The 20968-nt window shown below is 64.2% G+C and carries 22 protein-coding genes; 14 read left to right on the top strand and 8 right to left on the bottom strand.

Annotation, left to right across the window (positions count from 1 at the left end; all coding sequences use genetic code 11):
- Window positions 1-16: 16 nt before the first annotated feature.
- The 6 genes from tyrS to ACZ1JX_RS05045 all read left to right on the top strand — a co-directional run bounded on the left by tyrS (window position 17) and on the right by ACZ1JX_RS05045 (window position 5067).
- Entirely contained in the window at window positions 17-1246 is a 1230-nt protein-coding gene (tyrS, locus tag ACZ1JX_RS05070; RefSeq protein WP_465125681.1) for a tyrosine--tRNA ligase, read from the top strand.
- 141 nt (window positions 1247-1387) lie between these two features.
- Window positions 1388-1726, top strand: a complete 339-nt coding sequence (locus tag ACZ1JX_RS05065) for a PilZ domain-containing protein (RefSeq protein ID WP_465125680.1) — start codon at window positions 1388-1390, stop codon at window positions 1724-1726.
- 85 nt (window positions 1727-1811) lie between these two features.
- Window positions 1812-3113 carry an MFS transporter gene (locus tag ACZ1JX_RS05060; protein ID WP_465125679.1) on the top strand — a complete coding sequence of 434 codons (1302 nt, stop codon included), beginning with the start codon at window positions 1812-1814 and terminating at the stop codon, window positions 3111-3113.
- A 48-nt stretch (window positions 3114-3161) separates the two neighbouring features.
- Window positions 3162-4079 carry a cysteine synthase A gene (gene cysK / locus ACZ1JX_RS05055; RefSeq protein WP_465125678.1) on the top strand — a complete coding sequence of 306 codons (918 nt, stop codon included), beginning with the start codon at window positions 3162-3164 and terminating at the stop codon, window positions 4077-4079.
- 5 nt (window positions 4080-4084) lie between these two features.
- The gene (locus tag ACZ1JX_RS05050) at window positions 4085-4792 is read left to right on the top strand and encodes a dienelactone hydrolase family protein (protein ID WP_465125677.1); all 708 of its coding nucleotides are present in this window, start codon (window positions 4085-4087) and stop codon (window positions 4790-4792) included.
- Window positions 4789-5067, top strand: coding sequence for a hypothetical protein (locus ACZ1JX_RS05045; protein ID WP_465125676.1), 279 nt, complete (start codon window positions 4789-4791; stop codon window positions 5065-5067). The genes ACZ1JX_RS05050 and ACZ1JX_RS05045 overlap by 4 nt, the downstream gene beginning before the upstream one ends.
- Window positions 5068-5071: 4 nt before the next feature.
- Here ACZ1JX_RS05045 and ACZ1JX_RS05040 read toward each other — a convergent pair whose 3' ends face one another.
- The 4 genes from ACZ1JX_RS05040 to ACZ1JX_RS05025 all read right to left on the bottom strand — a co-directional run bounded on the left by ACZ1JX_RS05040 (window position 5072) and on the right by ACZ1JX_RS05025 (window position 8965).
- Window positions 5072-6874 (bottom strand): acyl-CoA dehydrogenase C-terminal domain-containing protein, encoded by a 1803-nt coding sequence (locus ACZ1JX_RS05040; protein WP_465125675.1) that lies wholly within the window; start codon window positions 6872-6874, stop codon window positions 5072-5074.
- Between the two features lie 31 nt (window positions 6875-6905).
- Window positions 6906-7373: a MerR family transcriptional regulator gene (locus tag ACZ1JX_RS05035; protein ID WP_465125674.1), complete on the bottom strand. Its 468-nt coding sequence runs from the start codon at window positions 7371-7373 to the stop codon at window positions 6906-6908.
- A 31-nt stretch (window positions 7374-7404) separates the two neighbouring features.
- Window positions 7405-7764, bottom strand: a complete 360-nt coding sequence (gene hisI / locus ACZ1JX_RS05030) for a phosphoribosyl-AMP cyclohydrolase (protein ID WP_465126359.1) — start codon at window positions 7762-7764, stop codon at window positions 7405-7407.
- Between the two features lie 430 nt (window positions 7765-8194).
- Window positions 8195-8965, bottom strand: a complete 771-nt coding sequence (locus ACZ1JX_RS05025) for a double zinc ribbon domain-containing protein (protein WP_465125673.1) — start codon at window positions 8963-8965, stop codon at window positions 8195-8197.
- Between the two features lie 62 nt (window positions 8966-9027).
- Here ACZ1JX_RS05025 and ACZ1JX_RS05020 point away from each other — a divergent pair, with 62 nt between their 5' ends.
- A complete protein-coding gene (locus tag ACZ1JX_RS05020; RefSeq protein ID WP_465125672.1) occupies window positions 9028-9816 on the top strand; it encodes a class I SAM-dependent methyltransferase in 789 nt (262 codons plus the stop codon).
- 191 nt (window positions 9817-10007) lie between these two features.
- On the opposite strand, the gene ppdK is transcribed toward ACZ1JX_RS05020, so the two are convergent.
- The 3 genes from ppdK to ACZ1JX_RS05005 all read right to left on the bottom strand — a co-directional run bounded on the left by ppdK (window position 10008) and on the right by ACZ1JX_RS05005 (window position 15795).
- On the bottom strand, window positions 10008-12671 hold the full coding sequence (ppdK, locus tag ACZ1JX_RS05015) for a pyruvate, phosphate dikinase (protein ID WP_465125671.1): 2664 nt from the start codon (window positions 12669-12671) through the stop codon (window positions 10008-10010).
- A gap of 65 nt (window positions 12672-12736) precedes the next feature.
- Window positions 12737-14893 carry a glycine--tRNA ligase subunit beta gene (gene glyS / locus ACZ1JX_RS05010; protein ID WP_465125670.1) on the bottom strand — a complete coding sequence of 719 codons (2157 nt, stop codon included), beginning with the start codon at window positions 14891-14893 and terminating at the stop codon, window positions 12737-12739.
- Complete coding sequence (locus ACZ1JX_RS05005) at window positions 14890-15795, bottom strand: glycine--tRNA ligase subunit alpha (protein ID WP_465125669.1); 906 nt, start codon at window positions 15793-15795, stop codon at window positions 14890-14892. Before ACZ1JX_RS05005 ends, glyS begins: the two co-directional genes overlap by 4 nt.
- Window positions 15796-15936: 141 nt before the next feature.
- On the opposite strand from ACZ1JX_RS05005, the gene ACZ1JX_RS05000 reads away from it, so the two are divergent.
- The 6 genes from ACZ1JX_RS05000 (at window position 15937) to pth (ending at window position 20367) form a co-directional block, all read left to right on the top strand.
- On the top strand, window positions 15937-16140 hold the full coding sequence (locus tag ACZ1JX_RS05000; protein WP_039331181.1) for a helix-turn-helix transcriptional regulator: 204 nt from the start codon (window positions 15937-15939) through the stop codon (window positions 16138-16140).
- Complete coding sequence (locus tag ACZ1JX_RS04995; protein ID WP_465125668.1) at window positions 16118-16783, top strand: hypothetical protein; 666 nt, start codon at window positions 16118-16120, stop codon at window positions 16781-16783. The genes ACZ1JX_RS05000 and ACZ1JX_RS04995 overlap by 23 nt, the downstream gene beginning before the upstream one ends.
- Before the next feature lie 59 nt (window positions 16784-16842).
- Window positions 16843-17760: a TraB/GumN family protein gene (locus tag ACZ1JX_RS04990; protein WP_465125667.1), complete on the top strand. Its 918-nt coding sequence runs from the start codon at window positions 16843-16845 to the stop codon at window positions 17758-17760.
- Window positions 17757-18674, top strand: a complete 918-nt coding sequence (locus ACZ1JX_RS04985; RefSeq protein ID WP_465125666.1) for a TraB/GumN family protein — start codon at window positions 17757-17759, stop codon at window positions 18672-18674. The genes ACZ1JX_RS04990 and ACZ1JX_RS04985 overlap by 4 nt, the downstream gene beginning before the upstream one ends.
- 280 nt (window positions 18675-18954) lie before the next feature.
- Entirely contained in the window at window positions 18955-19560 is a 606-nt protein-coding gene (locus ACZ1JX_RS04980; RefSeq protein WP_465125665.1) for a 50S ribosomal protein L25/general stress protein Ctc, read from the top strand.
- Window positions 19561-19797: 237 nt separating this feature from the next.
- Window positions 19798-20367, top strand: a complete 570-nt coding sequence (gene pth, locus ACZ1JX_RS04975) for an aminoacyl-tRNA hydrolase (RefSeq protein WP_465125664.1) — start codon at window positions 19798-19800, stop codon at window positions 20365-20367.
- A 249-nt stretch (window positions 20368-20616) separates the two neighbouring features.
- Here pth and ACZ1JX_RS04970 read toward each other — a convergent pair whose 3' ends face one another.
- Complete coding sequence (locus ACZ1JX_RS04970; protein WP_465126462.1) at window positions 20617-20895, bottom strand: hypothetical protein; 279 nt, start codon at window positions 20893-20895, stop codon at window positions 20617-20619.
- On the opposite strand from ACZ1JX_RS04970, the gene ACZ1JX_RS04965 reads away from it, so the two are divergent.
- The gene (locus tag ACZ1JX_RS04965; RefSeq protein ID WP_465126358.1) at window positions 20885-20959 is read left to right on the top strand and encodes a hypothetical protein; all 75 of its coding nucleotides are present in this window, start codon (window positions 20885-20887) and stop codon (window positions 20957-20959) included. The genes ACZ1JX_RS04970 and ACZ1JX_RS04965 overlap by 11 nt on opposite strands.
- The last annotated feature ends 9 nt before the right edge of the window (window positions 20960-20968 follow it).

Below are 20968 nucleotides of genomic sequence, written 5' to 3'. Positions count from 1 at the left end.
CTAGGCGCGCGCGATCATGACGCAGTACAGCTCCACACTCCTTCGCCTGCTCGACGAGCGCGGTTACATCCACCAGCTGACCGATGCCGAAGGGCTCGACAAGCTGGCGAGCGAGAGCGTTGTGCCGGGCTACATCGGCTTCGACGCCACGGCGCCATCGCTCCACGTCGGCAGCCTCGTGCAGATCATGATGCTGCGCCGCCTGCAGCAGGCCGGACACAAGCCGGTGGTCCTCATGGGCGGCGGGACGACGCGGATCGGCGATCCCACGGGCCGTGACGAAAGCCGCAAGATGCTGTCGGACCAGACGATCGAAGACAACATCGCCTCGATCTTCACGGTTTTCTCCAAGCTGCTTAAATTCGGCGACGGCCCGACCGACGCGGTCATGGTCAACAACCACGATTGGCTGGGCAAGCTCGGCTACATCGAGCTGCTGCAGGAAGTCGGCACGCACTTCACCGTCAACCGCATGCTCACCTTCGATTCGGTCAAGCTGCGGCTCGAGCGTGAGCAACCGATGACCTTCCTCGAATTCAACTACATGATCCTGCAAGGGTACGACTTCCGTCACCTCAACAAGGACATGGGCGTACGCCTGCAGATGGGCGGCTCGGACCAGTGGGGCAACATCGTCAACGGCATCGAACTGACCCGTCGCAAGGACGGCAGGGAAGTATTCGGCCTGACGACCCCGCTGCTCACCACCGCCGACGGCAAGAAGATGGGCAAGACCGCAGCGGGCGCGGTGTGGCTCAACGAGGACGCCCTGCCGGCGTGGGACTTCTGGCAGTACTGGCGCAATGCCGACGACCGCGATGTCGGCAAGTTCCTGCGCCTATTCACCGACCTGCCGCTCGATGAGATCGCAAGGCTCGAATCGCTCGAAGGCAGCGAGATCAATGCGGCCAAGGTCGTGCTGGCCAACGAAGTCACGCGCCTGGTGCGGGGCGAGGAAGCGGCCAGGGCCGCCGAAGCGACCGCAGCGGCGACTTTTGCCGGCGGGGGACTCGGGCAGGACCTCCCCGTTCTGGAGATAACCGAAGATAGCATCGCCATCATCGACGTGCTCGTCGGTCTCGGCTTCGCTGCCAGCAGGGGCGAGGCCAAGCGCCTGGTCGCCGGAGGTGGCGCGCGGGTCGACGGGGTATCCGTAACCGACGAAAGCCATCGTATTTCATTGTCTTCACAGGAAATTCGCATTTCCTCGGGCAAGAAGAAGCACGGTATCCTGCGCCGCAGCTGACGAGAGAAGAACCTGCCGGTTTAGCGATTCCTAACGGCAAAAGGCTGCCGGTTCCGGCAAGCCTTTGCCGGGGCTTTACCAATTGTTCGCCAATTCGGAGCTATATCCTTCGGCACAGTCACTTATGCGCCAGGAGGAACGATGCGCGGCGGAGCCCAGCTTTCAGTCACCGATCTGCGTCGATCCACCCGTCACCCGGTCAACCTCCCGGTGATCGGCGAGCATCGCGCGCGCGGCGACATCCTGCTGCAATTCGCCAATATCTCGACCACCGGCTTCATGGCCCATGGCGTGGGCGATCTCGGGCGCGGCGAGCGGGTGACGGTGCGCCTGCCGGTAGTCGGGCGAATCGAGGCATTCCTCGTGTGGAGCGATGGCGATCGCGCCGGTTTCCAGTTCGAACGCATCGTCCGTCTCGATGATTTCAACAAGATGATCCGTTCGCTGCAGCCCGGCCCGCGCTCGCGCAGCCAGGGCTGATCGGCGCTCGGGCGAGGTCTTCGCTGGGCGGACCACAATTTTTGCTTTCTTGGCAAGGTGGCGCTCGGCTGGCATTGCACGCCGCGTGACTGCTTCATCATCCGACACCGACACGGCCCCCGCGCCCACCTCGCCTCTCGCCATCCCCGACTACCGGCGCTTCTGGATCGCCCGGTTCTTCTCGGTCGTCGCGACCTCGGGAATGGTCGTCATCCTCGGCTACCAGCTCTACGACGTGGCACGCGGGCAGTACGGCATGTCGATTGCCGAAGCGGCGTTCCAGCTCGGATTGCTCGGCCTTGCCCAGTTCCTGCCGTTGTTCCTGCTGACCCCGGTGGCCGGCGTCGTTGCAGACCGGTTCGACCGGCGCAACGTCGCGGGCATTTCGATCTGCCTCGACATGGTTGTTGCTCTGACGCTGGCGATCTGCACGGCCAGGGGGATCACCTCGCTGCCACTGCTGTTCGGCCTCGCCGCGCTGCACGGCACCGCTCGCGTGTTCATCGGTCCTGCGCTCGCCTCTGTGGCGCCGAACATCGTTCCTGCAGAACTGATGCCCAAGGCTGTCGCGATCAACTCCATGGCATGGCAGACCGGCTCGGTCGGCGGTCCTGCAATCGCGGGCCTGCTCTTCTCCGGGCACCCCGCCCTGCCCTACTGGACCTCGACTGCCCTTCTCGCGCTGTCAGCCTTCTGCGTCTTCGGCATTCGCCGATTGCCACCGCCCGAGGGAAACCGAACCGCTCACCCCGTGCGCCAGATTCTCGAAGGCCTGAAGTTCGTATGGAACGACCGCTTCCTGCTCGGTTGCGTCACTCTCGATCTCTTCGCAGTGCTGCTTGGCGGGGCCACAGCGCTGCTGCCGGTGTTCGCGCGCGACATCCTGTTCATTGATGGCAAGCCGGTAGGCGCTGACGGTCTCGGCCTGATGCGCGCGATGCCGGGGCTAGGCGCAGCCCTCGTGGCCTTCGTGCTGGCACGGCGGCCGATTACGCAGAACGTCGGCAACAAGATGCTGCTTGGCGTCGCGGTCTATGGCCTGTTCACCATCGGTTTCGGGCTATCGACCAACTACCACCTCTCGCTGCTGATGCTGATGGGAATCGGCGCGGGCGACATGGTCTCGGTGTTCATCCGCAACACGCTGGTCCAGTTGCACACGCCCGATGACGTGCGCGGGCGTGTCTCTTCCATTTCGGGCCTTGCCATCTCCGCCTCCAACGAACTCGGCGAGATGCAGTCCGGCGTAGCTGCGGCACTGATCGGCGCGGTTGGCGCAGTGCTGTTCGGCGGCATCTCGGCTATAGTCATTACGGGCGCATGGTTCTTCCTATTCCCTGAATTGAAGAACGCACGAACCTTTGCAGCGCGATACAGATCGTCCTAGACAAGGTCCCAGACTCCAACCCTCCCTTCACTTCAAGGAGCAAGCGACATGAGAGCGGATTCCATCCTCGCCACTATCGGCAATACCCCGCATGTTCGCCTGTCCCGCCTGTTTCCCGACCACGAGGTATGGGTGAAGAACGAGCGCGCCAATCCGGGCGGCTCGATCAAGGACAGGATCGGCCTCGCCATGATCGAGGCTGCAGAGGCTGACGGCAGCCTCAAGCCAGGCGGCACGATCATCGAACCGACCTCCGGCAACACCGGTATCGGCCTCGCCATGGCGGCTGCGGTCAAGGGCTACAAGCTCGTCCTCGTCATGCCCGAATCGATGTCGCTCGAACGGCGCCGCCTGATGCTGGCCTATGGCGCGACGTTTGACCTCACCCCGCGCGAAAAGGGCATGAAGGGCGCTATCGAACGCGCCAAGGAACTGGTCGAGACGACTGAAGGCGCGTGGATGCCCCAGCAGTTCGACAATCCCGCCAACGTCGCCGTCCACGTCCGCACCACCGCGCAGGAAATCCTCAAGGACTTCGCAAGCGAGCCGATCGACGTGCTCATCACCGGCGTCGGCACCGGCGGCCACCTGACGGGCTGTGCCGAGGAACTCAAGAAGCACTGGCCCTCGCTCAAGGCCTATGCGGTTGAACCCACGCTTTCACCGGTCATCTCGGGCGGACAGCCTGCCCCGCACCCGATCCAGGGCATCGGTGCCGGGTTCATCCCGGGCAACCTCCACACCAAGTCCATCGATGGCGCGATCACCGTTGATCCCGCCGACGCCAAGGAAATGGCGCGGCAGTGCGCGGCCAAGGAAGGCATTCTCGTCGGCATTTCTTCGGGCGCGACGCTGGCGGCCATTGCCCAGAAACTGCAGAGCCTGCCAACGGGCAGCCGCGTCCTCGGATTCAACTACGACACCGGCGAACGCTATCTCTCCGTGCCGGACTTCCTGCCGGAGTAAGGTCGATGGCGGTCGAGCAGGTCGATTACGCCGACGGCGACGTGGCCCTCACCGGCTTCCTGGTGAAGCCCGAGGGCCCGCCCCGCGCCGTCGTGCTCATCCTGCCGACCATCGCCAATTGCAACACGCCGATGATCCGCCGCGCCCATATGCTGGCGCAGGCGGGTTGTCTGGCGATGGTTGCTGACTTCTACGGCGTGCAAGTCCGCGATTTCGACCACGCGCGCGAACTCGCAGGTCCATTGCGGGAAAGCGCGGAAGGCTACCGCCAGCGCCTGCGCGCGGGGCTTGCCGCGCTGACGGGGTTGCCGGAGGCGCAAGGCCTGCCGGTCGCCGCCATCGGGTATTGCATGGGCGGACAAGCCGCACTCGAACTGGCGCGCGATGGCGCTGACCTCGTGCTGGCGGCCAGCTTCCACGGCCTGCTCGACACGCAGGCTCCTGCTGCTCCCGGAGCGATCAAGGCCCGCATCCTCGTCTGCCACGGTGACGCAGACCCGATGGTCCCCCGCTCGCAAGTCATGGCCTTCTGGGAAGAAATGGACGCTGCAGGCGCCAACTGGCACTTCCACAGCTACAGCGGCGTCCGCCACGGCTTCACCGACCCCGGCAGCGACGCGCGCGGCATGGCTGCCATAGGCTACGATGCCAGCGCAGACCGCCAGAGTTGGGCCGCGCTCATGGAAATGCTCGACGAAGTGCTCGCTGCTTGAGCTTTATCATCCTCATCGCAATTTCGAGCGTGCAGGGTCTGGTCGTCTTTGGGTCTGCCTACGCCATGTGGCGTTGGCGAAACTTCAGCAACGGATGGATCAAGGCACCGTTGATGCTCGTGTCATGGCTGGCTTGGAGCATCCTGACAATCGCAGGCTACGCAGCCCTTGGCGGTGATGGTGGGCTTATGGACGGCTTCGGGCTCGTCCTCATCCTCTGCATCACCGCCTTGCTTGGAAGTCTGCTTTTCCTTCTCGGCTGGCTGCTGGCCTGAAAGATCAGGCGATGGCCAGCTGTTCCGGCGTCAGCGCCATGATCGTCTCGCAGCCCGCCTCGACCTGACGGCGCAGGGCGCCTGCTTCGGTGGTATAGCGGGTGGCCCAGTGGCGGGCGCAGGCGAGCTTGGCTTCGTAGAAGGCCTTGTCGTCAGCACCGTCCGCAATGGCAGCCGCGGCGACCTTGGCCATGCGCAGCCACATCAGGCCAAGCGAAACGATCCCGGTCAGCGTCATGTAGGCATAGGCGCCCGCGCCCAGGTTGTTGGGGTTGGCCATGGCGTTCTGCATGAACCACATTGTCGCAGCCTTCATTTCGCCAGCCGTCTTGCCGAGACGCTCCGCCACAAGCTTGACGGTCTCGTCAGAAGTTGCCTCGGCGCATTCGGCGTCAATCAGCGCAAACAGCGCCTGCACCGCGCGCCCACCATTCAGGGCAAGCTTGCGCCCGGCGAGGTCCATCGCCTGCACGCCGTTGGTGCCTTCATAGATCATCGCGATGCGGGCATCGCGGACGAACTGCTCCATGCCGTTCTCGGCAATGTAGCCGTGGCCGCCCCAGATCTGCTGCATGTCGGTGGCAACCTTGTAGCCCATGTCGGTGCCGTAGCCCTTGATCACGGGCGTCAGCAGGCTGATCAGGTCGTCCGCCATTTCGCGCTCTTCCGCGGTTGCCGCCTTGTGCGAAAGATCGACCTGCAGCGCACCCCATAGACACAGCGCGCGCATGCCTTCGATAAAGGTCTTGGCGTCCATCAGCATCCGGCGCACGTCGGGGTGGACGATGATCGGGTCAGCCTTTGCCTGCGGATCGGCAGGCCCGGTCAGCGCGCGGCCCTGACGGCGGTCGAGCGCATAGGCAAGGCCGTTCTGATAGGCAACTTCGGCCTGGGCGAGGCCCTGCATGCCCACGCCAAGGCGTGCCGCGTTCATCATGATGAACATCGCGGCAAGGCCCTTGTTCTCCTCGCCGACAAGCCAGCCCTTCGCGCCATCGTAGTTCATCACGCAGGTGGCGTTGCCGTGGATGCCCATCTTCTCCTCGATGGAGCCGACGCTGACGCCGTTCTTCTCGCCCAGCGAACCATCGGCATTGACGATGAACTTGGGCACGATGAACAGCGAGATGCCCTTGCTCGATTCCGGCGCGCCCGGCGTCTTGGCGAGGACGAGATGGATGATGTTCTCCGTCAGGTCATGGTCACCCGCCGAAATGAAGATCTTGGTTCCGGTGATCGCATAGGAACCATCGGCCTGCGGCTCGGCCCGCGTGCGGATCATGCCGAGGTCGGTGCCGCAGTGCGGCTCGGTCAGGTTCATCGTGCCGAGCCATTCGCCGCTGACCATCTTGGGCAGGTACTTCGCCTGCTGCTCGGGCGAGCCCTTGGCACGGATTGCCGAGATCGCGCCGTTGGCAAGGCCCGGATACATCGCGAATGCCTGGTTGGCCGTGGCGAGGTACTTCTCCATGATGAAGCCCATCACGTGCGGCAGGCCCTGCCCGCCGAACTCCTCGGGCGCCGAAAGCGTGCCCCAGCCACCTTCGACATACTGGCGGTAGGCGTCCTTGAAGCCGGTCGGCGTGGTAACGCTGCCGTCGGGATGACGCATGCAGCCTTCCTTGTCACCCGACTGGTTCAGCGGAGCGATCACTTCTGAAACGAAGCGTCCGGCTTCCGCGATGATCGCGTCGGTCATGTCGGACGTGGCGTTCTCGAAGCCCGGCAAATTGCCGTAGCTTTCCAGACGGATCAGTTCGTTGACGACGAAGCGGGTATCGCGGGTGGGCGCGTTGTAGATCGGCATGTGGTCCTGTCCCTTTTTAGGCGTCCGGCCTTCAGGCTGTTGGATCGCGGCCTTCGGACCGCTCCTTGGCGATGACGAGATCGACGAAGCTGGTCAGCTCATCGATGGTCGCGGCAATGTCTGCCTGCTGGCGGCGCAGGTTCTCGATCCGCTCACGACACTTGGCGATGGTGACGCGGCGCTGTTCCGCGCGGCCGTCGCCCATGTCGTAAAGGTCGATCATGTCGCGTATTTCGGCGAGGCTGAACCCGACGTTCTTGGCGCGCATGATCCAGGCAAGACGTGCGCGGTCGCGCTTGGAGTAGATGCGCGAGAGCCCGACACGTTCTGGCGCGATCAGGCCTTCATCCTCGTAGAAGCGCAGGGCACGGGCAGTCACCCCGAACTCGTTCGAGAGATCGGAGATAGTGAACTGGTCCCGCTTCAGCGCGTCAGGCTGATCGAGGTGACCGGTGTGGTCGATCGGAGCGTGAGTCGCTGCGGCAGCTTGCTGTGACATGCTGCTTTGCTAACTAACCTTTACGTAAGCGTCAATCAGCGATGCGTTCCAGCGTTCCATCTGGAGTAACGCGACGATAGAAGCACGAGGGCGCCATCGTATGGCATGCAGGACCTGCCGCCTCGACCCGCAGTTCAAGCGCATCCTGGTCGCAATCCACGCGAATCTCGATCACGCGGAGCACGTGGCCGGAGGTCTCGCCCTTCATCCACTGCGCCTTGCGCGAGCGGGAGTAGAAGTGGGCGAATCCGGTCTCCAGCGTCTTGTCGAGAGCCTCGCGATTGACGTGCGCGAGCATCAGGAGCGCGCCTGATACGTGATCGACCGCGACGGCGGTGAGCAAGCCGTTGGAGTCGAATTTCGGCATGAATTCAGCACCCTGCTCACGCAAGGCAGTATCGTCAGAGCTGGACAAGATGGTTTGCGCCTTTCCACTCCGCCCGATCGTGGCGGATTTGTTGCAGGATAACCACACAAGGTCTCAAAATCCACCCGCGCAGAACAATCTGCTTCCGTCCCCGGCATGAATGGGTGATGAAGCGTCAGCGGCTTGAGGGAGCCGCGAACTGAACGGCCAGCTTCCAAGAAGCGGCAGTGCATGACGCGCCAATGTTCAGGGACACACGATGAGGGGCCGGTCGGCTGCCTCGCTGCAGGCCCAAAGGGGCCGCGCGAAGCGCCTTCCGGAAGGTGAGGGAAAAGGCGGGACGGTCAGGGGGCCGTCACTATCGCGAAACACGCGAACGCCCGCAGAAATTCGTCACGATGGCGCCCGGGACCTTGCGGTTCCGGGCGTTTCGTTTGTGGTCTTGCCACGCAATTCAATCCTGCAATTCGACTCGTTCCCGCAAGGCATCCAGCGCTTCATCCAGAACCCGGGCGAAACACGCGATGCGCACCTGCGCCACGCCCGCCTTGCGCAGAGCGATGATGCACGCGTCGGTCGTGGCGCCGCTGGTCATGACGTCGTCAACCAGCAGGACATTGCAGCCCTTCAGTAAAACACCTCGCCCCGGATGCGGCGCAATCGCGCCCCGCAGAACCCTGGCGCGGGTGGAGCGATTCAGGCCTCCAAGCGAGGGCGTCGGCCGGGTGCGGACGAGGCCATCGACGACGAGACGCTGGTCGGTGAGCCGCGCCACTTCGCGGGCGAGCAAGGCCGACTGGTTGAAGCCGCGGCGCATCAGCCGCCAGCGATGCAGCGGCACGGGCACTATCAGCCAGTTTCCCTCGAGCGTCGGCAAGCGCTGCGCGATCATCCGCGCCATCATCGGGACAAGACCGATGCGCCGGCCATGCTTGAGCGAAAGGACGAGTGCCCGGGACGGGTCGTTGTAGAGCGTGGCGGCGGCGATTCCGGCATGGCGGGGCGGCTCGGCCATGCAGGGCGCGCAGACCAGCTCGGCCTCGTGGCCGTGATCTTCCCCCAACGGCCGCTGGCACAGCGAGCAGCAAGTGCCCGACGGCACCGCAAGGCCATCCCAGCACGTATGGCACAGGCCACCATGCGATGCGACGGGCCCGCCGCAGAGCGGGCAGCGCGGTGGAAAGACGAAGTCCACGACGGGCGTCAGGGCGGCAGAAATCCTCACGCGACGATCCTCGCACGATTGCCCCCCTTGGCAAGACGCCCGGACATGGGCAGTGCCCGGAAATGGCCAGCACTCCCCCCGTTATTTTCGCTCCGGAACGGCGCGATGCCCTTCGCCGCCGGATGGCACGCCTCCAGAGCCAGCCAGACGCGCCGCGTTACCTGATCGATGACATGGCCGACGATGTGCTCGACCGGCTTTCCTTCCTCCGTCACGAACCGAGTCGCGTGCTGGTCGTGGGGGATTGGACCGGAGCCGTTGCGCGGAGCCTGCGGGGCAGTGGCGCGTCGGTCGATGAACGCGATCCGGCGCTTGGGGCGGCTCCGCTGAACGAGGAAGCGCCCTATCCCGACGGCGGCTTCGACTTCATCGCGACCCTCGGCACGCTGGACACCATCAACGACCTGCCCGGCGCGCTGGTGCACCTGCGCCGCGCGCTGGCCGATGGCGGGTTGATGATCGCCAGCTTCATTGGCGCAGGATCGCTTCCAACATTACGGGCGATCATGCTGGAAGCCGATGGCGAGCGCCCTTCCCCGCGCGTGCATCCGATGGTCGACGTGCGCGCGGGCGGGCAATTGCTCCAGCGCGCGGGCTTTGCCGATCCGGTGATCGACAGCCACCACATCGACGTGCGCTTCCGTTCGCTCGAAGGAATGATCGCGGACTTGCGCGCTCAGGGGTTAGGCAACTGCCTTGCCCGGCCGGGTACGCCGCTGGGCAAGGCCGCGCTCGCCCGCGCCAGGGAAGCCTTCGCCGCGCGGGCGAAAGCCGATGGCAAGGTAACCGAGCGGTTCGAGATTCTGACGCTCAGCGGCTGGGCGAAAGCCCTGCGGCCGCCCAAGTTCTGATCTGGCCAGACAGGCCATATTGGAGTGTTTCCCCGGGGAAACACTCCAAATAGGTTAGCTGACAGATCTTGACTTGCCAGCAGGCGCCCCCGCGCAGGCGGGGGCCTCAGGCGGTTTGCTGTGAGGTTCCGTAGCAACGCCGAGGTCCCCGCCTTCGCGGGGACGCCGGTGTGTTGCGGTCCGATTTGTGGTTACGCCAGCGCCGCCTGTGCCGCTGCCAGCCTTGCGATCGGCACGCGGTAGGGGCTGGCGGAGACGTAATCGAGGCCGGTCTTCTCGCAGAACGCGATCGAGGCCGGATCGCCGCCGTGTTCGCCGCAGATGCCCAGCTTGAGGTCGGGCCGCGTCTTGCGGCCACGCTCTGCCGCCAGTTCGACCAGCTGGCCGACGCCCTCGATATCGAGGCTGACGAACGGATCGCGCGGGTAGATGCCCTGATCGACGTAAGGGTTGAGGAAGCGCGCAGCGTCGTCGCGGCTCACGCCGAGCGTCGTCTGGGTCAAGTCATTGGTACCAAACGAGAAAAACTTCGCTTCCTCGGCAATCTCACCCGCCATCAGCGCAGCGCGCGGCAGTTCGATCATGGTGCCGACCATGTATTCGAGCGTCCGCCCCTTCTCGGCGAAGACTTCAAGCGCCACGCGGTCGACCAGCGCGCGCAGGATCTCAAGTTCCTTTCGCGTGGCGACGAGCGGGATCATCACTTCGGGAATCGGCGCATCGCCGCTCTTGTCGGCAACGTCGCAGGCCGCTTCGAAGATGGCGCGGGCCTGCATCTCGTAGATTTCCGGGAAAGTGATGCCGAGGCGGCAGCCGCGGTGGCCAAGCATCGGGTTGAATTCGTGGAGTTCCCCGGCGCGGCGCTTGAGGTGCTCGACGCCAAGCCCGGTGGCTTCGGCAAGTTCGGCGAACTCGGCATCGGCGTGGGGCAGGAATTCGTGCAGCGGCGGATCGAGCAGGCGGATCGTAACGGGCAGGCCCGCCATGACCTCGAAGATCGACTGGAAGTCGCTGCGCTGTTCGGGGAGCAGCTTGGCAAGGGCAGCGCGGCGGCCCTTCTCGTCTTCGGCGAGGATCATCTGGCGCACCGCGCTGATGCGGCCCGCTTCGAAGAACATGTGCTCGGTGCGGCACAGACCGATGCCTTCGGCGCCGAACTGGCGCGCGACCTGGCAATCGAGCGGGGTTTCGGCGTTGGTGCGCACCTTCATGCGGCGGTGCTTGTCCGCCCAGACCATGAGCGTGCCGAAATCACCGACGAGTTCAGGCTCCACGGTGGGGACGAGACCCGCCATGACATCGCCATTCGAGCCATCGAGGGTGATGACATCGCCCTCCTTGATCTCGCGATTGCCGATCTTTGCAGTGCGGCTGGCCATGTCGATCGAGACACCCGAAGCGCCCGAGACGCAAGGGCGGCCCATGCCGCGTGCGACCACGGCGGCGTGGCTGGTCATGCCGCCACGTGCGGTCAGGATGCCCTTGGCGGCGTGCATGCCGTGGATGTCCTCTGGCGAGGTTTCCACGCGGACGAGGATTACCGCGTCGCCACGCTCGGCGCGCGCCTGCGCGGTATCGGCATCGAACACCACCGCGCCCGAAGCCGCGCCGGGCGATGCCGGAAGACCCTTGGTCAGCACATCGCGCACCGCCTTGGGATCGAGCGTGGGGTGGAGCAGCTGATCGAGGGCCATCGGATCGATGCGCTTGATTGCGGTGGCTTCGTCGATCAGGCCTTCGCCGACCATGTCGACCGCCATCTTGAGCGCGGCCTTGGCGGTGCGCTTGCCCGAGCGGGTCTGCAGCATCCAAAGCTTGCCCTGCTCGACGGTGAACTCGATGTCCTGCATGTCCTTGTAGTGCTTTTCGAGCAACTCGAACACGGCGGCGAGTTCGGCGTATGCCTCGGGCATCGCCTCTTCCATCGACAGCGGCTTGGCGCCTGCGCGTTCACGCGCGGCGAGCGTCAGGTACTGCGGGGTGCGGATGCCGGCGACGACGTCCTCGCCCTGGGCGTTGACCAGCCATTCGCCGTAATAGGCCTTCTCGCCCGTGGCTGGATCGCGGGTGAAGGCGACGCCGGTGGCCGAGGTTTCGCCCATGTTGCCGAAGACCATGGCCTGCACGTTGACGGCGGTGCCCCAATCGTGCGGGATGTCGTTCAGGCGGCGATAGACCTTGGCGCGGTCGGACTCCCAGCTATCGAACACGGCGCCGATGGCACCCCAAAGCTGTTCGTGGACGTCCTGCGGGAACGGGCGGCCGAGCTGTTCGGCAACGATCGCCTTGTATTCGCCGACGAGCGCCTGCCAGTGCTCTGCGCCCAGCTCGACATCGTTGAAGAAGCCGTTGTCTTCCTTGACGATTTCCAGTGCATCCTCAAACCGGTGATGGTCGAGGCCGAGCACCACGTCGGAATACATCTGGATGAAGCGGCGGTAGCTGTCCCACGCAAAGCGGGCGTCGCCCGAACCTGCGGCAAGGCCCTGCACGGTTTCATCGTTGAGGCCGAGGTTGAGGACGGTGTCCATCATGCCCGGCATCGAGACGCGCGCGCCCGAGCGGACCGAGACGAGCAGCGGGTTCGTGGCATCGCCGAAGGTGCGGCCGGTGGCCTTCTCGATATGCGCAACGCCATTGGCGACGCCTGCACGCAGGGCATCGTCGAAGGTCTTGCCGCTGGCGTTGTAGGCCGTGCAGACTTCGGTACTGATGGTGAAGCCCGGAGGCACCGGCAGGCCGATCCCGGCCATTTCCGCAAGGTTCGAACCCTTGCCGCCGACGATGGTCTTGTCCTTGGCGCGCGCATCCGAAGACACTGCGCCGCCGCCGAAGTGGAATACGTATGCGCTCATGCCGCCAACGATGCTCCCTGCGTAACCTTGGTTCTTGCCGGACGGGGCCGGATTCGGCTCGCCCTTTAGCCTTCTATGCGCGAAAAGTCCGCAACTTTGTGCACTGCAGCACGGAAACGGTCAAGCAAGGCAAGACGACTTGAACGTTTGTTAGCGTCCGCATCATTGACGGTTACCTGATCGAAGAATGCGTCGATGGGGGCGCGTAACGAAGCAAGCACCCGCATTGCGTAATCGAAGTCTTCGCTTTCGACTGCGCCACGAGCCGCAGGCTCGGCGTAATCCAACGCATCGACCAGCGCCTGTTCGGCGGGCTCGCGGGTGTAGTCCGCATCGACGGCCGCGTATTCTTCCTTCTTGAGGATGTTTGCGGCGCGCTTGTAGCCCGCGTGCAGGTTGGTGCCGTCCTCGGTGCCGACGAAAGCCTGCAGCGCGTGAACGCGGGCGAGGAGACGGACGAGATCGTCCTCGCCGCCGAGGGCGAACACGGCGTCGATCAGGTCATGGCGGACGCCTGCTTCGCGTTGCTGGACTTTGAGGCGGTCGGCGAGGAAGTGCCGCACATGCTCAAGGCCGCCTGCAACAGCCAACCAGTTGTGTCCGCCAATGCCCGCCCAACCTCGGTAAAGGCCCTCGATTGACCAACGAAGGCCGTGTTGGATTTGCAGGGATAGGATTCCCAGAGCGGCACGTCGCAACGCGAACGGGTCCTTAGACCCGGTGGGAAGCTCGCCGACTGCAAAAAACGAAAACAATGTATCCAGCTTGTCAGCCAGCGCCACGGCCACCGTCACTGGCGCAGTCGGCACGTCATCGCCCTGCCCGACCGGCTTGTAGTGATCACGGATGGCGTCTGCCACGGCGTCGGACAGACCTTCTGCGCGGGCGTAGTAGCCGCCCATCAGGCCCTGGAGTTCGGGGAATTCGCCGACCATCTCGGTGACGAGATCGGCCTTGCACAGGCGGGCGGCGAGTTCGGCCTGGTCTGCCAACTCTTCCTTCGTCGCCCCCGCGGAGGCGGGGGTCCACTCTGGCGAAGTGTTGGCGGCTGGATTCCCGCCTTCGCGGGAATGACGAAGGTTTTGGTTGGCGAGTTCGGGCGTGACGATGCCTTCTTCCACCAGCCAGCGGGCCAGCTTGGCGACGCGTTCGACCTTGTCGGCCACCGTCCCGAGCTTTTCGTGGAAGGTGATGCGGCTGAGCTTCTGCGCCTGCTGCGCCAGCGGCTTCTTCTTGTCCTGCTCCCAGAAGAAGCGGGCGTCTGACAGGCGTGCGGCGAGGACCTTGCGGTTGCCATCGACGATGGCGGCGCCGCCGTCCTTTGCCTCGATATTGGCGGTGCAGACGAAGGCGTTGGCGAGCTTGCCTGCGATGTCACGGCAGATGAAGTACTTCTGGTTGACACGCGCGGTCAGCTGGATGACTTCGGGCGGCACGTCGAGGAACGCCTCGTCGAAGCGGCCGAGCAACGGGACCGGCCATTCGGTGAGGCCGGCGTTCTCGATCACCAGACCTTCGTCCTCGACCAGCACGAGGCCCGCAGCTTCCGCCGCAGCCTTGGCCTTTTCGCGCACCATCGCCTCGCGTTCGACATGGTCGACGATCACGTGGCAGGCGCGGAGCTTCTCGGCGTAGTCGTTCGCACTGCCGATGGTGATCTCGCCGTCGTGGTGGAATCGGTGGCCGCGCGTGGCGTAGCCGGACTTCACGCCGCCGATTTCGCATTCCACCAGATCTTCGCCGAGAATGGCGACGATGCCGGAGAGCGGGCGGACCCAGCGCAGGGATTCGGTGGAGAGCGAGGCTGCGCCCCAGCGCTGGCTCTTGGGCCATGGGAAGGCGCGGATGATCGCGGGGATGGCTTCGGCGAGCACGTCCCTGGTGGCGCGGCCGGGCTTTTCGGTGACGGCGAACCAGACGCCATCGCGTTCGGTCAGCTGATCTTTCGACAGGCCGGTCTTGCGCAGGAAGCCTTCGAGGGCCTGTTCGGGCGCGGAAGTCTTGGGGCCCTTGGTTTCCTCGGACACGGCCTCGGTCGCCAGCGGCAGATTGCGGGCGATCAGGGCGAGACGGCGCGGGGTGGACCAGACGGTGATTTCGCCCGCCTTGAGGCCAGCGGCGTCCAACTGCTTGCGGAACAGCTTTTCGAGATCGGCGCGGGCGCCTGCCTGCATGCGGGCCGGGATTTCCTCGCTGCGCAGTTCGAGAAGGAAATCGGTCACTTGCTCCACTCCGGGTACTTGGCCGCCCACTGATCGGCGTTCTTTTCCATGTAGGCCTCGCACGAACCGCGGGCGAGATCGCGGACGCGGCCCATGTAGCTGGCGCGTTCCTGTACCGAGATCACGCCGCGCGCCTGCAACAGGTTGAACAGGTGGCTGGCCTCGATCGCCTGCTCGTAGGCGGCGATGGGCACGCCCGCCTCAAGGCTGCGGACGCATTCGGCTTCGGCGCGGCGGAAGCCTTCGAACAGGCTGTCGGTATCGGCGACTTCGAAGTTCCACTTCGACATCTGCTTCTCGTTCTCGAGAAACACCTCGCCGTAGGTCACGCCGTGGTTATTGAAAGCCAGGTCATAGACGTTGTCGACGCCCTGGATGTACATGGCGAGGCGTTCGAGGCCGTAGGTCAGCTCGCCCGCGACGGGCTTGCAATCGAAGCCGCCCATCTGCTGGAAGTAGGTGAACTGGGTGACTTCCATGCCATCGCACCAGACTTCCCAACCGAGGCCCCATGCACCGAGCGTGGGGGATTCCCAGTCGTCTTCCACGAAGCGGATGTCGTGGACCAGCGGGTCGATGCCGATCTCGACCAGCGACTGCAGATACAGCTCCTGCAGGTTCTCAGGGCTCGGCTTCAGGATCACCTGATACTGGTAGTAGTGCTGCAGGCGATTGGGGTTTTCGCCATAGCGGCCGTCGGTCGGGCGGCGGCAGGGCTGCACGAAAGCCGCGTTCCACGGTTCTGGCCCAAGCGCGCGCAGGGTGGTGGCGGTGTGGAAGGTCCCTGCCCCCATGCGCATGTCATAGGGCTGGAGGATCAGGCAGCCCTGTTCGCTCCAAAAGCTGTGGAGGCGCAGGATCATGTCCTGCAGGCTGAGCGGCTTGAGTTTGGTGTCGGCCATGGTCGCGCGGCTTTGGCCGATGAGGGCCGCCAAATCAACCGGGAAGCGGCGCTTTTACATCCATGTCAGGTTATCTTGACATAGTCAGCGAATCGCGACATATTGTCAGCATAACCTGACATATGGACAGGTCAGCATGACATGAACAACCGATTGAGAGTTTTGCGCGCGGAGCGGCAGTGGAGCCAGGCCGACCTTGCCCTCAAGCTCGACGTGTCCCGCCAGGCGGTGAACGCGATCGAGACGGGCAAGCACGACCCTTCGCTCCCCCTCGCCTTCCGCATCGCGCGCCTGTTCCAGCTTCGTATCGAGGAGATCTTCGATGATGGTTTCCAACATGACTGACGAGAATGCCCAAACCGAAGCCGCCCCGATGAGCGGCGCAAATCTGGCCATGCGCTTTGGCATCGCCACTGTGGGTGCCGTCTTTTTCTCGGGCGCGCTGGCCGGATTGACCGAGGCTCTTTCGCGCGAAGAACAGATCAAGCCGGTAGGCTATGTGATCATCGCGGTGTTTGCCGCCCTGACGCTCGGCTCGGTGTGGTTCGCTTGGGCCAGCGGCCGGCGCTATTATCGCGAGAACGGTCCGTTCACGCCGCGCGGCAAGCGCGCTACCGTGAGCGCAGCCGTGGCTTGCGTCATTGGCATGGCGGTTGGTGCCGGATTGAGCCTTTCAGGCGATGCGCCTTCGCAGCCCTTCGACTTCATGGAAGGTCCGCTGCCAGCAGGGATTGCCGCCGGGCTGATTGCTTTGATCGTCCTTGTCCTCGCGCCAATCACGTGGTTCTGGCACCGCAATATCGACGAGCACGAGGAGCAGTCCTACCGCACCGGTGCGCTGGTGGCGCTCTACTTCTACAGCGCGGCGGCGCCGATCTGGTGGCTGGGCGAGCGTGGCGGGTTCCTGCCGCCCGCCGATGGCACGGCGCTCTACTTCGCCACGATGGGCGTTTGGGCGGTGGTCTGGTTCCGCCAGCGCTATCTCTGACGCCTTTTCGCATCCCTTCATTCCCCTGCAACCTGTTTCCGGGCAAAAGGAGCCTGATCATGACACGCGCATATCGCACCCTCACCGCCGCCATTGCGCTGGCCGCCTTTGCCTTTACCGGCTCGGCTCATGCCGAAGCTCCTGCTGCAAAGACTGCAGCTGCGGCGCCTGCACCAAAGCAATTGAAGCCTGCGCTGTGGAAAGTCGCCGATGCTGACACTACGATCTACCTGTTCGGCACGATCCATGCGCTGCCCAAGGGCTTGGTCTGGCTCGATGGGCCGGTGGGCAAGGCGCTCGACAGTTCGGGCGAGTTGATCACCGAGATTCCCGAAGTTCCTGCGGCTGAGCAGCAGAAAACGGTCCTGGCGCTGGGCCTGCTGAATGGCGAGACGCTGCGTTCAATGATGCCGGATGCCGATCGCGTGGCCTATGAAGCGCTGCTGGCGAAGCTCAAAATTCCGGTAGAGGCGTTCGATCGGCTGGAGCCGTGGCTCGCCGGGATCACGCTGGGTGTGATGCCTTACGCCATGGCCGGATATGGCGCGGACAGTGGCGTAGAAGCCGTGCTGCGCAAGGCCGCGATTGCCAAGGGAAAGAAGCTGGGCGCGCTCGAGACGGTCGATTACCAGCTTGGCCTGTTCGACCAGCTGCCGCGTGAGGCGCAGTTGAAGTTCCTTGGGGAAGCCGTGCGCGATTTCGACAAGAGCTTTGCGATCATCGGCACGATGACCGACGAATGGGGTTCGGGCGATCCCGAAGGCCTTGGCAAGCTGATCAACGAGAACATGGACGATCCGGAACTGGCCGAGACGCTGCTCTACCAGCGCAATCGCAACTGGGCTTCGTGGATCGCCAAGCGGCTGGACCAGCCGGGTACGGTGTTCATCGCGGTCGGTGCTGGCCATCTGGCCGGGGCGCAGAGCGTGCAGGACTTGCTCAAGGCGCAAGGCTTCGCCTCCACTCGCGTGCAATGACGCAGTTCTCCCGCTTCCTCCCGCGCCTGTTGTGGGCCATCGTTCCGGCGCTGCTGCTGGGCATGGCCATGGCGTGGATGGAGCGCGGGAAGCCTGCGCCCGAGCCGGACACGCGCGTCGCGCTCTGGCAGATCGAAGACAAGACCGGGGCGGTACGCGGCTATCTGTTCGGCACCGTCCACGCCCTGCCGCCGCAAGTAAAGTGGCTGCGGCCTGCGGTGGGCGATGCACTGGCGCGGTCGGACCGGCTGGTGCTCGAGATTGCCGAGCAGCTGGATCAGAAGACGGCGGGCGATGCGCTGGCGGAACTGGCCGGAACCGAAGGCCTGCCCCCGCCCTCGCAGCGCCTTGCGCCTGCGTATCGGACCAAGTTGGCCGAGGTCTATCGCAAGCTTGGCATTTCCGATGCGGACTTTGCCGATACCGAAAGCTGGGCGGTAGCGCTGCAGCTTGCCGCCATTGCGGGGCAGAAGGCCGGGGCAGATCCTGACAGTGGCGCAGAGCCTGCCTTGCGCAAGCTGGCGGCGGGCAAGCCGGTTGCTGGGTTCGAGACGATCCACAGCCAGTTCGGCGTGTTCGACGCCCTGCCCCCGCGCCAGCAGCAGGTGCTGCTGCAGGAAGTGACGGTGGAGGCTGCAAGCGAAAAGGACGAGGAAGCCGACATGGTCTCGCTATGGCTGCGCGGCGATGATCTTGGCATTGCGCGCGAGGCGAATGAGGGATTCCTTGCCGACGCAGGTTTGCATCAGGCGCTGCTGACCGACCGCAATCGCAATTGGGCGGACCAGCTGGATGCGATGCTGAAGGCGGGCGCAAAGCCCTTCGTCGCCGTGGGCGCGGCGCATCTGGCAGGCTCGGACAGCCTGCAACGCCTGATGATGGCGCGCGGGTGGACGATCAAGCGGGTGCCTTGAAGAAACGTCATTCCTCCCTGTTTTTGCGCAGCACAAACGGGGAGGTGACAGGCGCAGGCTGACGTTGGGACTTTTCCCCTCCACCACCCGCTGCGCGGGCGGTTCCCCTCCCGTTTGGCCTTCGGCAAAACAGGGAGGATCTGGTGTGGCTTAGCGAACCAAACCCCACAACCCTTGCATTTCCGCGCAAACCCGCTATGGGCCGCCGCTTCCCTGTCATGGTCATCCCTGGAGGCGTGGTGGAGGAAGTGTGTTTAAACATAGCTGAAGGTACTGACACATGAGCGAAACGCTGCATCTGTCGGCCGAGACGCGCGATCGGGCTGGCAAGGGAGCCTCCCGTGCACTGCGTCGCGAAGGCCGCACCCCCGCCGTGATCTATGGCGGCAACGAAGAACCCATCGCGATCCACCTTGAAGAAAAGGCGCTGAACAAGGCGCTGGGCACCGGCCACTTCTTCAACTCGGTCGTCGAGCTCACTGTCGGTGGTCAGACCATCCGCACGCTTCCCAAGGACGTCGCCTTCCACCCGGTGACCGACCGTCCGCAGCACGCAGACTTCCTGCGCATCTCGAAGGACTCGGTCGTTCACGTGGACGTGCCGGTGGCCTTCATCAACGAAGAGAAGTCGCCCGGCCTCAAGAAGGGCGGCATCCTTAACGTCGTCCGTCACGAGCTGGAAATGATCTGCTCGCCTGACTCGATCCCCGACGACATCATCGTCGACGTTTCGGGCTACGAAGTTGGCGATTCGATCCACATCAGCGCCGTCACCCTGCCCGCAGGCGTGAAGCCCGCGATCACCGACCGCGATTTCACCATCGCGACGATCGTGGCTCCCTCCTCGCTGAAGAGCGAAGAAGGCGACACCACCAAGGACGCCTGATCGGCATCCTTGCCGCCTGCCTTGGCAGGCGCGTGAAAAAGAAGCCCCTTCCGTTTCGTGCGGGAGGGGTTCTTTTTTTCAGCTTCCCGTGCGGGATGCTTCGACAAGCTCAGCATGAGCGGGTGAATCTCGCTTTCTGACCAACGCCGCTCATCCTGAGCCTGTCGAAGGATATTGGCACAGGCGCCTCATCCGCTATCAGGCCCTGCAGACGCCTGTCAAAGGAACCGCAAAGACATGCAACTCTGGGTCGGCCTCGGTAATCCCGGACCGCAGTATGCGCTGCACCGTCACAACGTTGGCTTCATGGCGCTCGACACGATCGCTGAGGTGCACGGCTTCGGGCCGGTGCAGAAGAAGTTTCAGGGCTGGCTGCAGGAAGGCAGGATCGGCAACCAGAAGGTCCTGCTGCTCAAGCCCGCCACGTTCATGAACGAGAGCGGCCGTTCGGTGGGCGAGGCGATGCGGTTCTACAAGCTCGGGATCGACGCGCTGACCGTGTTCCACGACGAGCTCGACCTTGCCCCGTTCAAGGTGAAGGTGAAGCAGGGCGGCGGCACCGCGGGCCACAACGGGCTGCGTTCGATCGACCAGCACCTGGGTGCCGATTTCCGCCGCGTGCGCCTAGGTATCGGGCATCCGGGGCACAAGGACCGTGTCACCGGCTACGTGCTCGGACCGTTCGCCAAGGCGGAACAGGACGATCTGGTCGACATGCTGGGAGCCGTAGCCTCCGAAGCAAGCTGGCTGGCCACGAAAGATGACATTCGTTTCATGAACGACGTGGCGCTGCGCCAGCAGAATTGAGCGCGGGGAAACAATCGGGAAACGCAATTCGTCGCTCCGCCTTACAGAGCTGCAAATCTACTCTTTCATTAACGATCTAACCCCCTGATATTTATAATTTGGCATCACTTTTGCAGAGCATTGAGCAGACCGTGATTAACCAACGGGGGTTTAGATGAACATTCGCTCAATCGTTATCGCTGCAACAGCCTTGGCAGGACTTTCTGCAGCAACGCCGGCCAACGCGCTCTGGTTGTTCAAGCACAAGCACTACTGCAACTGCGGACACAGCGGCGGGTCCAGCCTGTGCGGCGGTACAACGACCTCGGGTGGCACCACGACGTCGGGCGGTACCACGACGTCGGGCGGTACGACGACCACTTCGGGCGGCACGACAACGACTTCGGGTGGCACCACGACAACTTCGGGTGGTACTACAACCACTTCGGGAGGCACGACGACGACGAGCGGCGGGACCACCACCAGTTCCGGCGGAACGACGACCTCTTCGGGCGGCACTCCCATTCCGGAACCGGGAATGCTTGGCATGATGGCTCTTGGCCTGATTGGCGTCGGCTATGCCCGTTCGCGCAGGATCAAGCCGCGCGCCTGATCGGAGACG

It is taken from the genome of Novosphingobium sp. BL-A-41-Hi4A-0G, assembly GCF_055521735.1.
Note: the sequence above shows the minus strand (reverse complement) of the source record. Positions and strands in the feature narration are given on the sequence as shown.

What these genes read in the sequence shown, in the direction of transcription:
- ppdK (WP_465125671.1), bottom strand. Translation starts at nt 12,671, where the DNA reads ATGAGCGCATACGTATTCCACTTCGGCGGCGGCGCAGTGTCTTCGGAT.
- ACZ1JX_RS05000 (WP_039331181.1), top strand. Translation starts at nt 15,937, where the DNA reads ATGAACAACCGATTGAGAGTTTTGCGCGCGGAGCGGCAGTGGAGCCAG.
- ACZ1JX_RS04990 (WP_465125667.1), top strand. Translation starts at nt 16,843, where the DNA reads ATGACACGCGCATATCGCACCCTCACCGCCGCCATTGCGCTGGCCGCC.
- ACZ1JX_RS05050 (WP_465125677.1), top strand. Translation starts at nt 4,085, where the DNA reads ATGGCGGTCGAGCAGGTCGATTACGCCGACGGCGACGTGGCCCTCACC.
- ACZ1JX_RS04970 (WP_465126462.1), bottom strand. Translation starts at nt 20,895, where the DNA reads ATGCCAAGCATTCCCGGTTCCGGAATGGGAGTGCCGCCCGAAGAGGTC.
- ACZ1JX_RS04995 (WP_465125668.1), top strand. Translation starts at nt 16,118, where the DNA reads ATGATGGTTTCCAACATGACTGACGAGAATGCCCAAACCGAAGCCGCC.
- ACZ1JX_RS04985 (WP_465125666.1), top strand. Translation starts at nt 17,757, where the DNA reads ATGACGCAGTTCTCCCGCTTCCTCCCGCGCCTGTTGTGGGCCATCGTT.
- cysK (WP_465125678.1), top strand. Translation starts at nt 3,162, where the DNA reads ATGAGAGCGGATTCCATCCTCGCCACTATCGGCAATACCCCGCATGTT.
- ACZ1JX_RS05020 (WP_465125672.1), top strand. Translation starts at nt 9,028, where the DNA reads ATGGCCAGCACTCCCCCCGTTATTTTCGCTCCGGAACGGCGCGATGCC.
- tyrS (WP_465125681.1), top strand. Translation starts at nt 17, where the DNA reads ATGACGCAGTACAGCTCCACACTCCTTCGCCTGCTCGACGAGCGCGGT.
- pth (WP_465125664.1), top strand. Translation starts at nt 19,798, where the DNA reads ATGCAACTCTGGGTCGGCCTCGGTAATCCCGGACCGCAGTATGCGCTG.
- ACZ1JX_RS05040 (WP_465125675.1), bottom strand. Translation starts at nt 6,874, where the DNA reads ATGCCGATCTACAACGCGCCCACCCGCGATACCCGCTTCGTCGTCAAC.
- ACZ1JX_RS05005 (WP_465125669.1), bottom strand. Translation starts at nt 15,795, where the DNA reads ATGGCCGACACCAAACTCAAGCCGCTCAGCCTGCAGGACATGATCCTG.
- ACZ1JX_RS04980 (WP_465125665.1), top strand. Translation starts at nt 18,955, where the DNA reads ATGAGCGAAACGCTGCATCTGTCGGCCGAGACGCGCGATCGGGCTGGC.
- ACZ1JX_RS05035 (WP_465125674.1), bottom strand. Translation starts at nt 7,373, where the DNA reads ATGTCACAGCAAGCTGCCGCAGCGACTCACGCTCCGATCGACCACACC.
- ACZ1JX_RS05065 (WP_465125680.1), top strand. Translation starts at nt 1,388, where the DNA reads ATGCGCGGCGGAGCCCAGCTTTCAGTCACCGATCTGCGTCGATCCACC.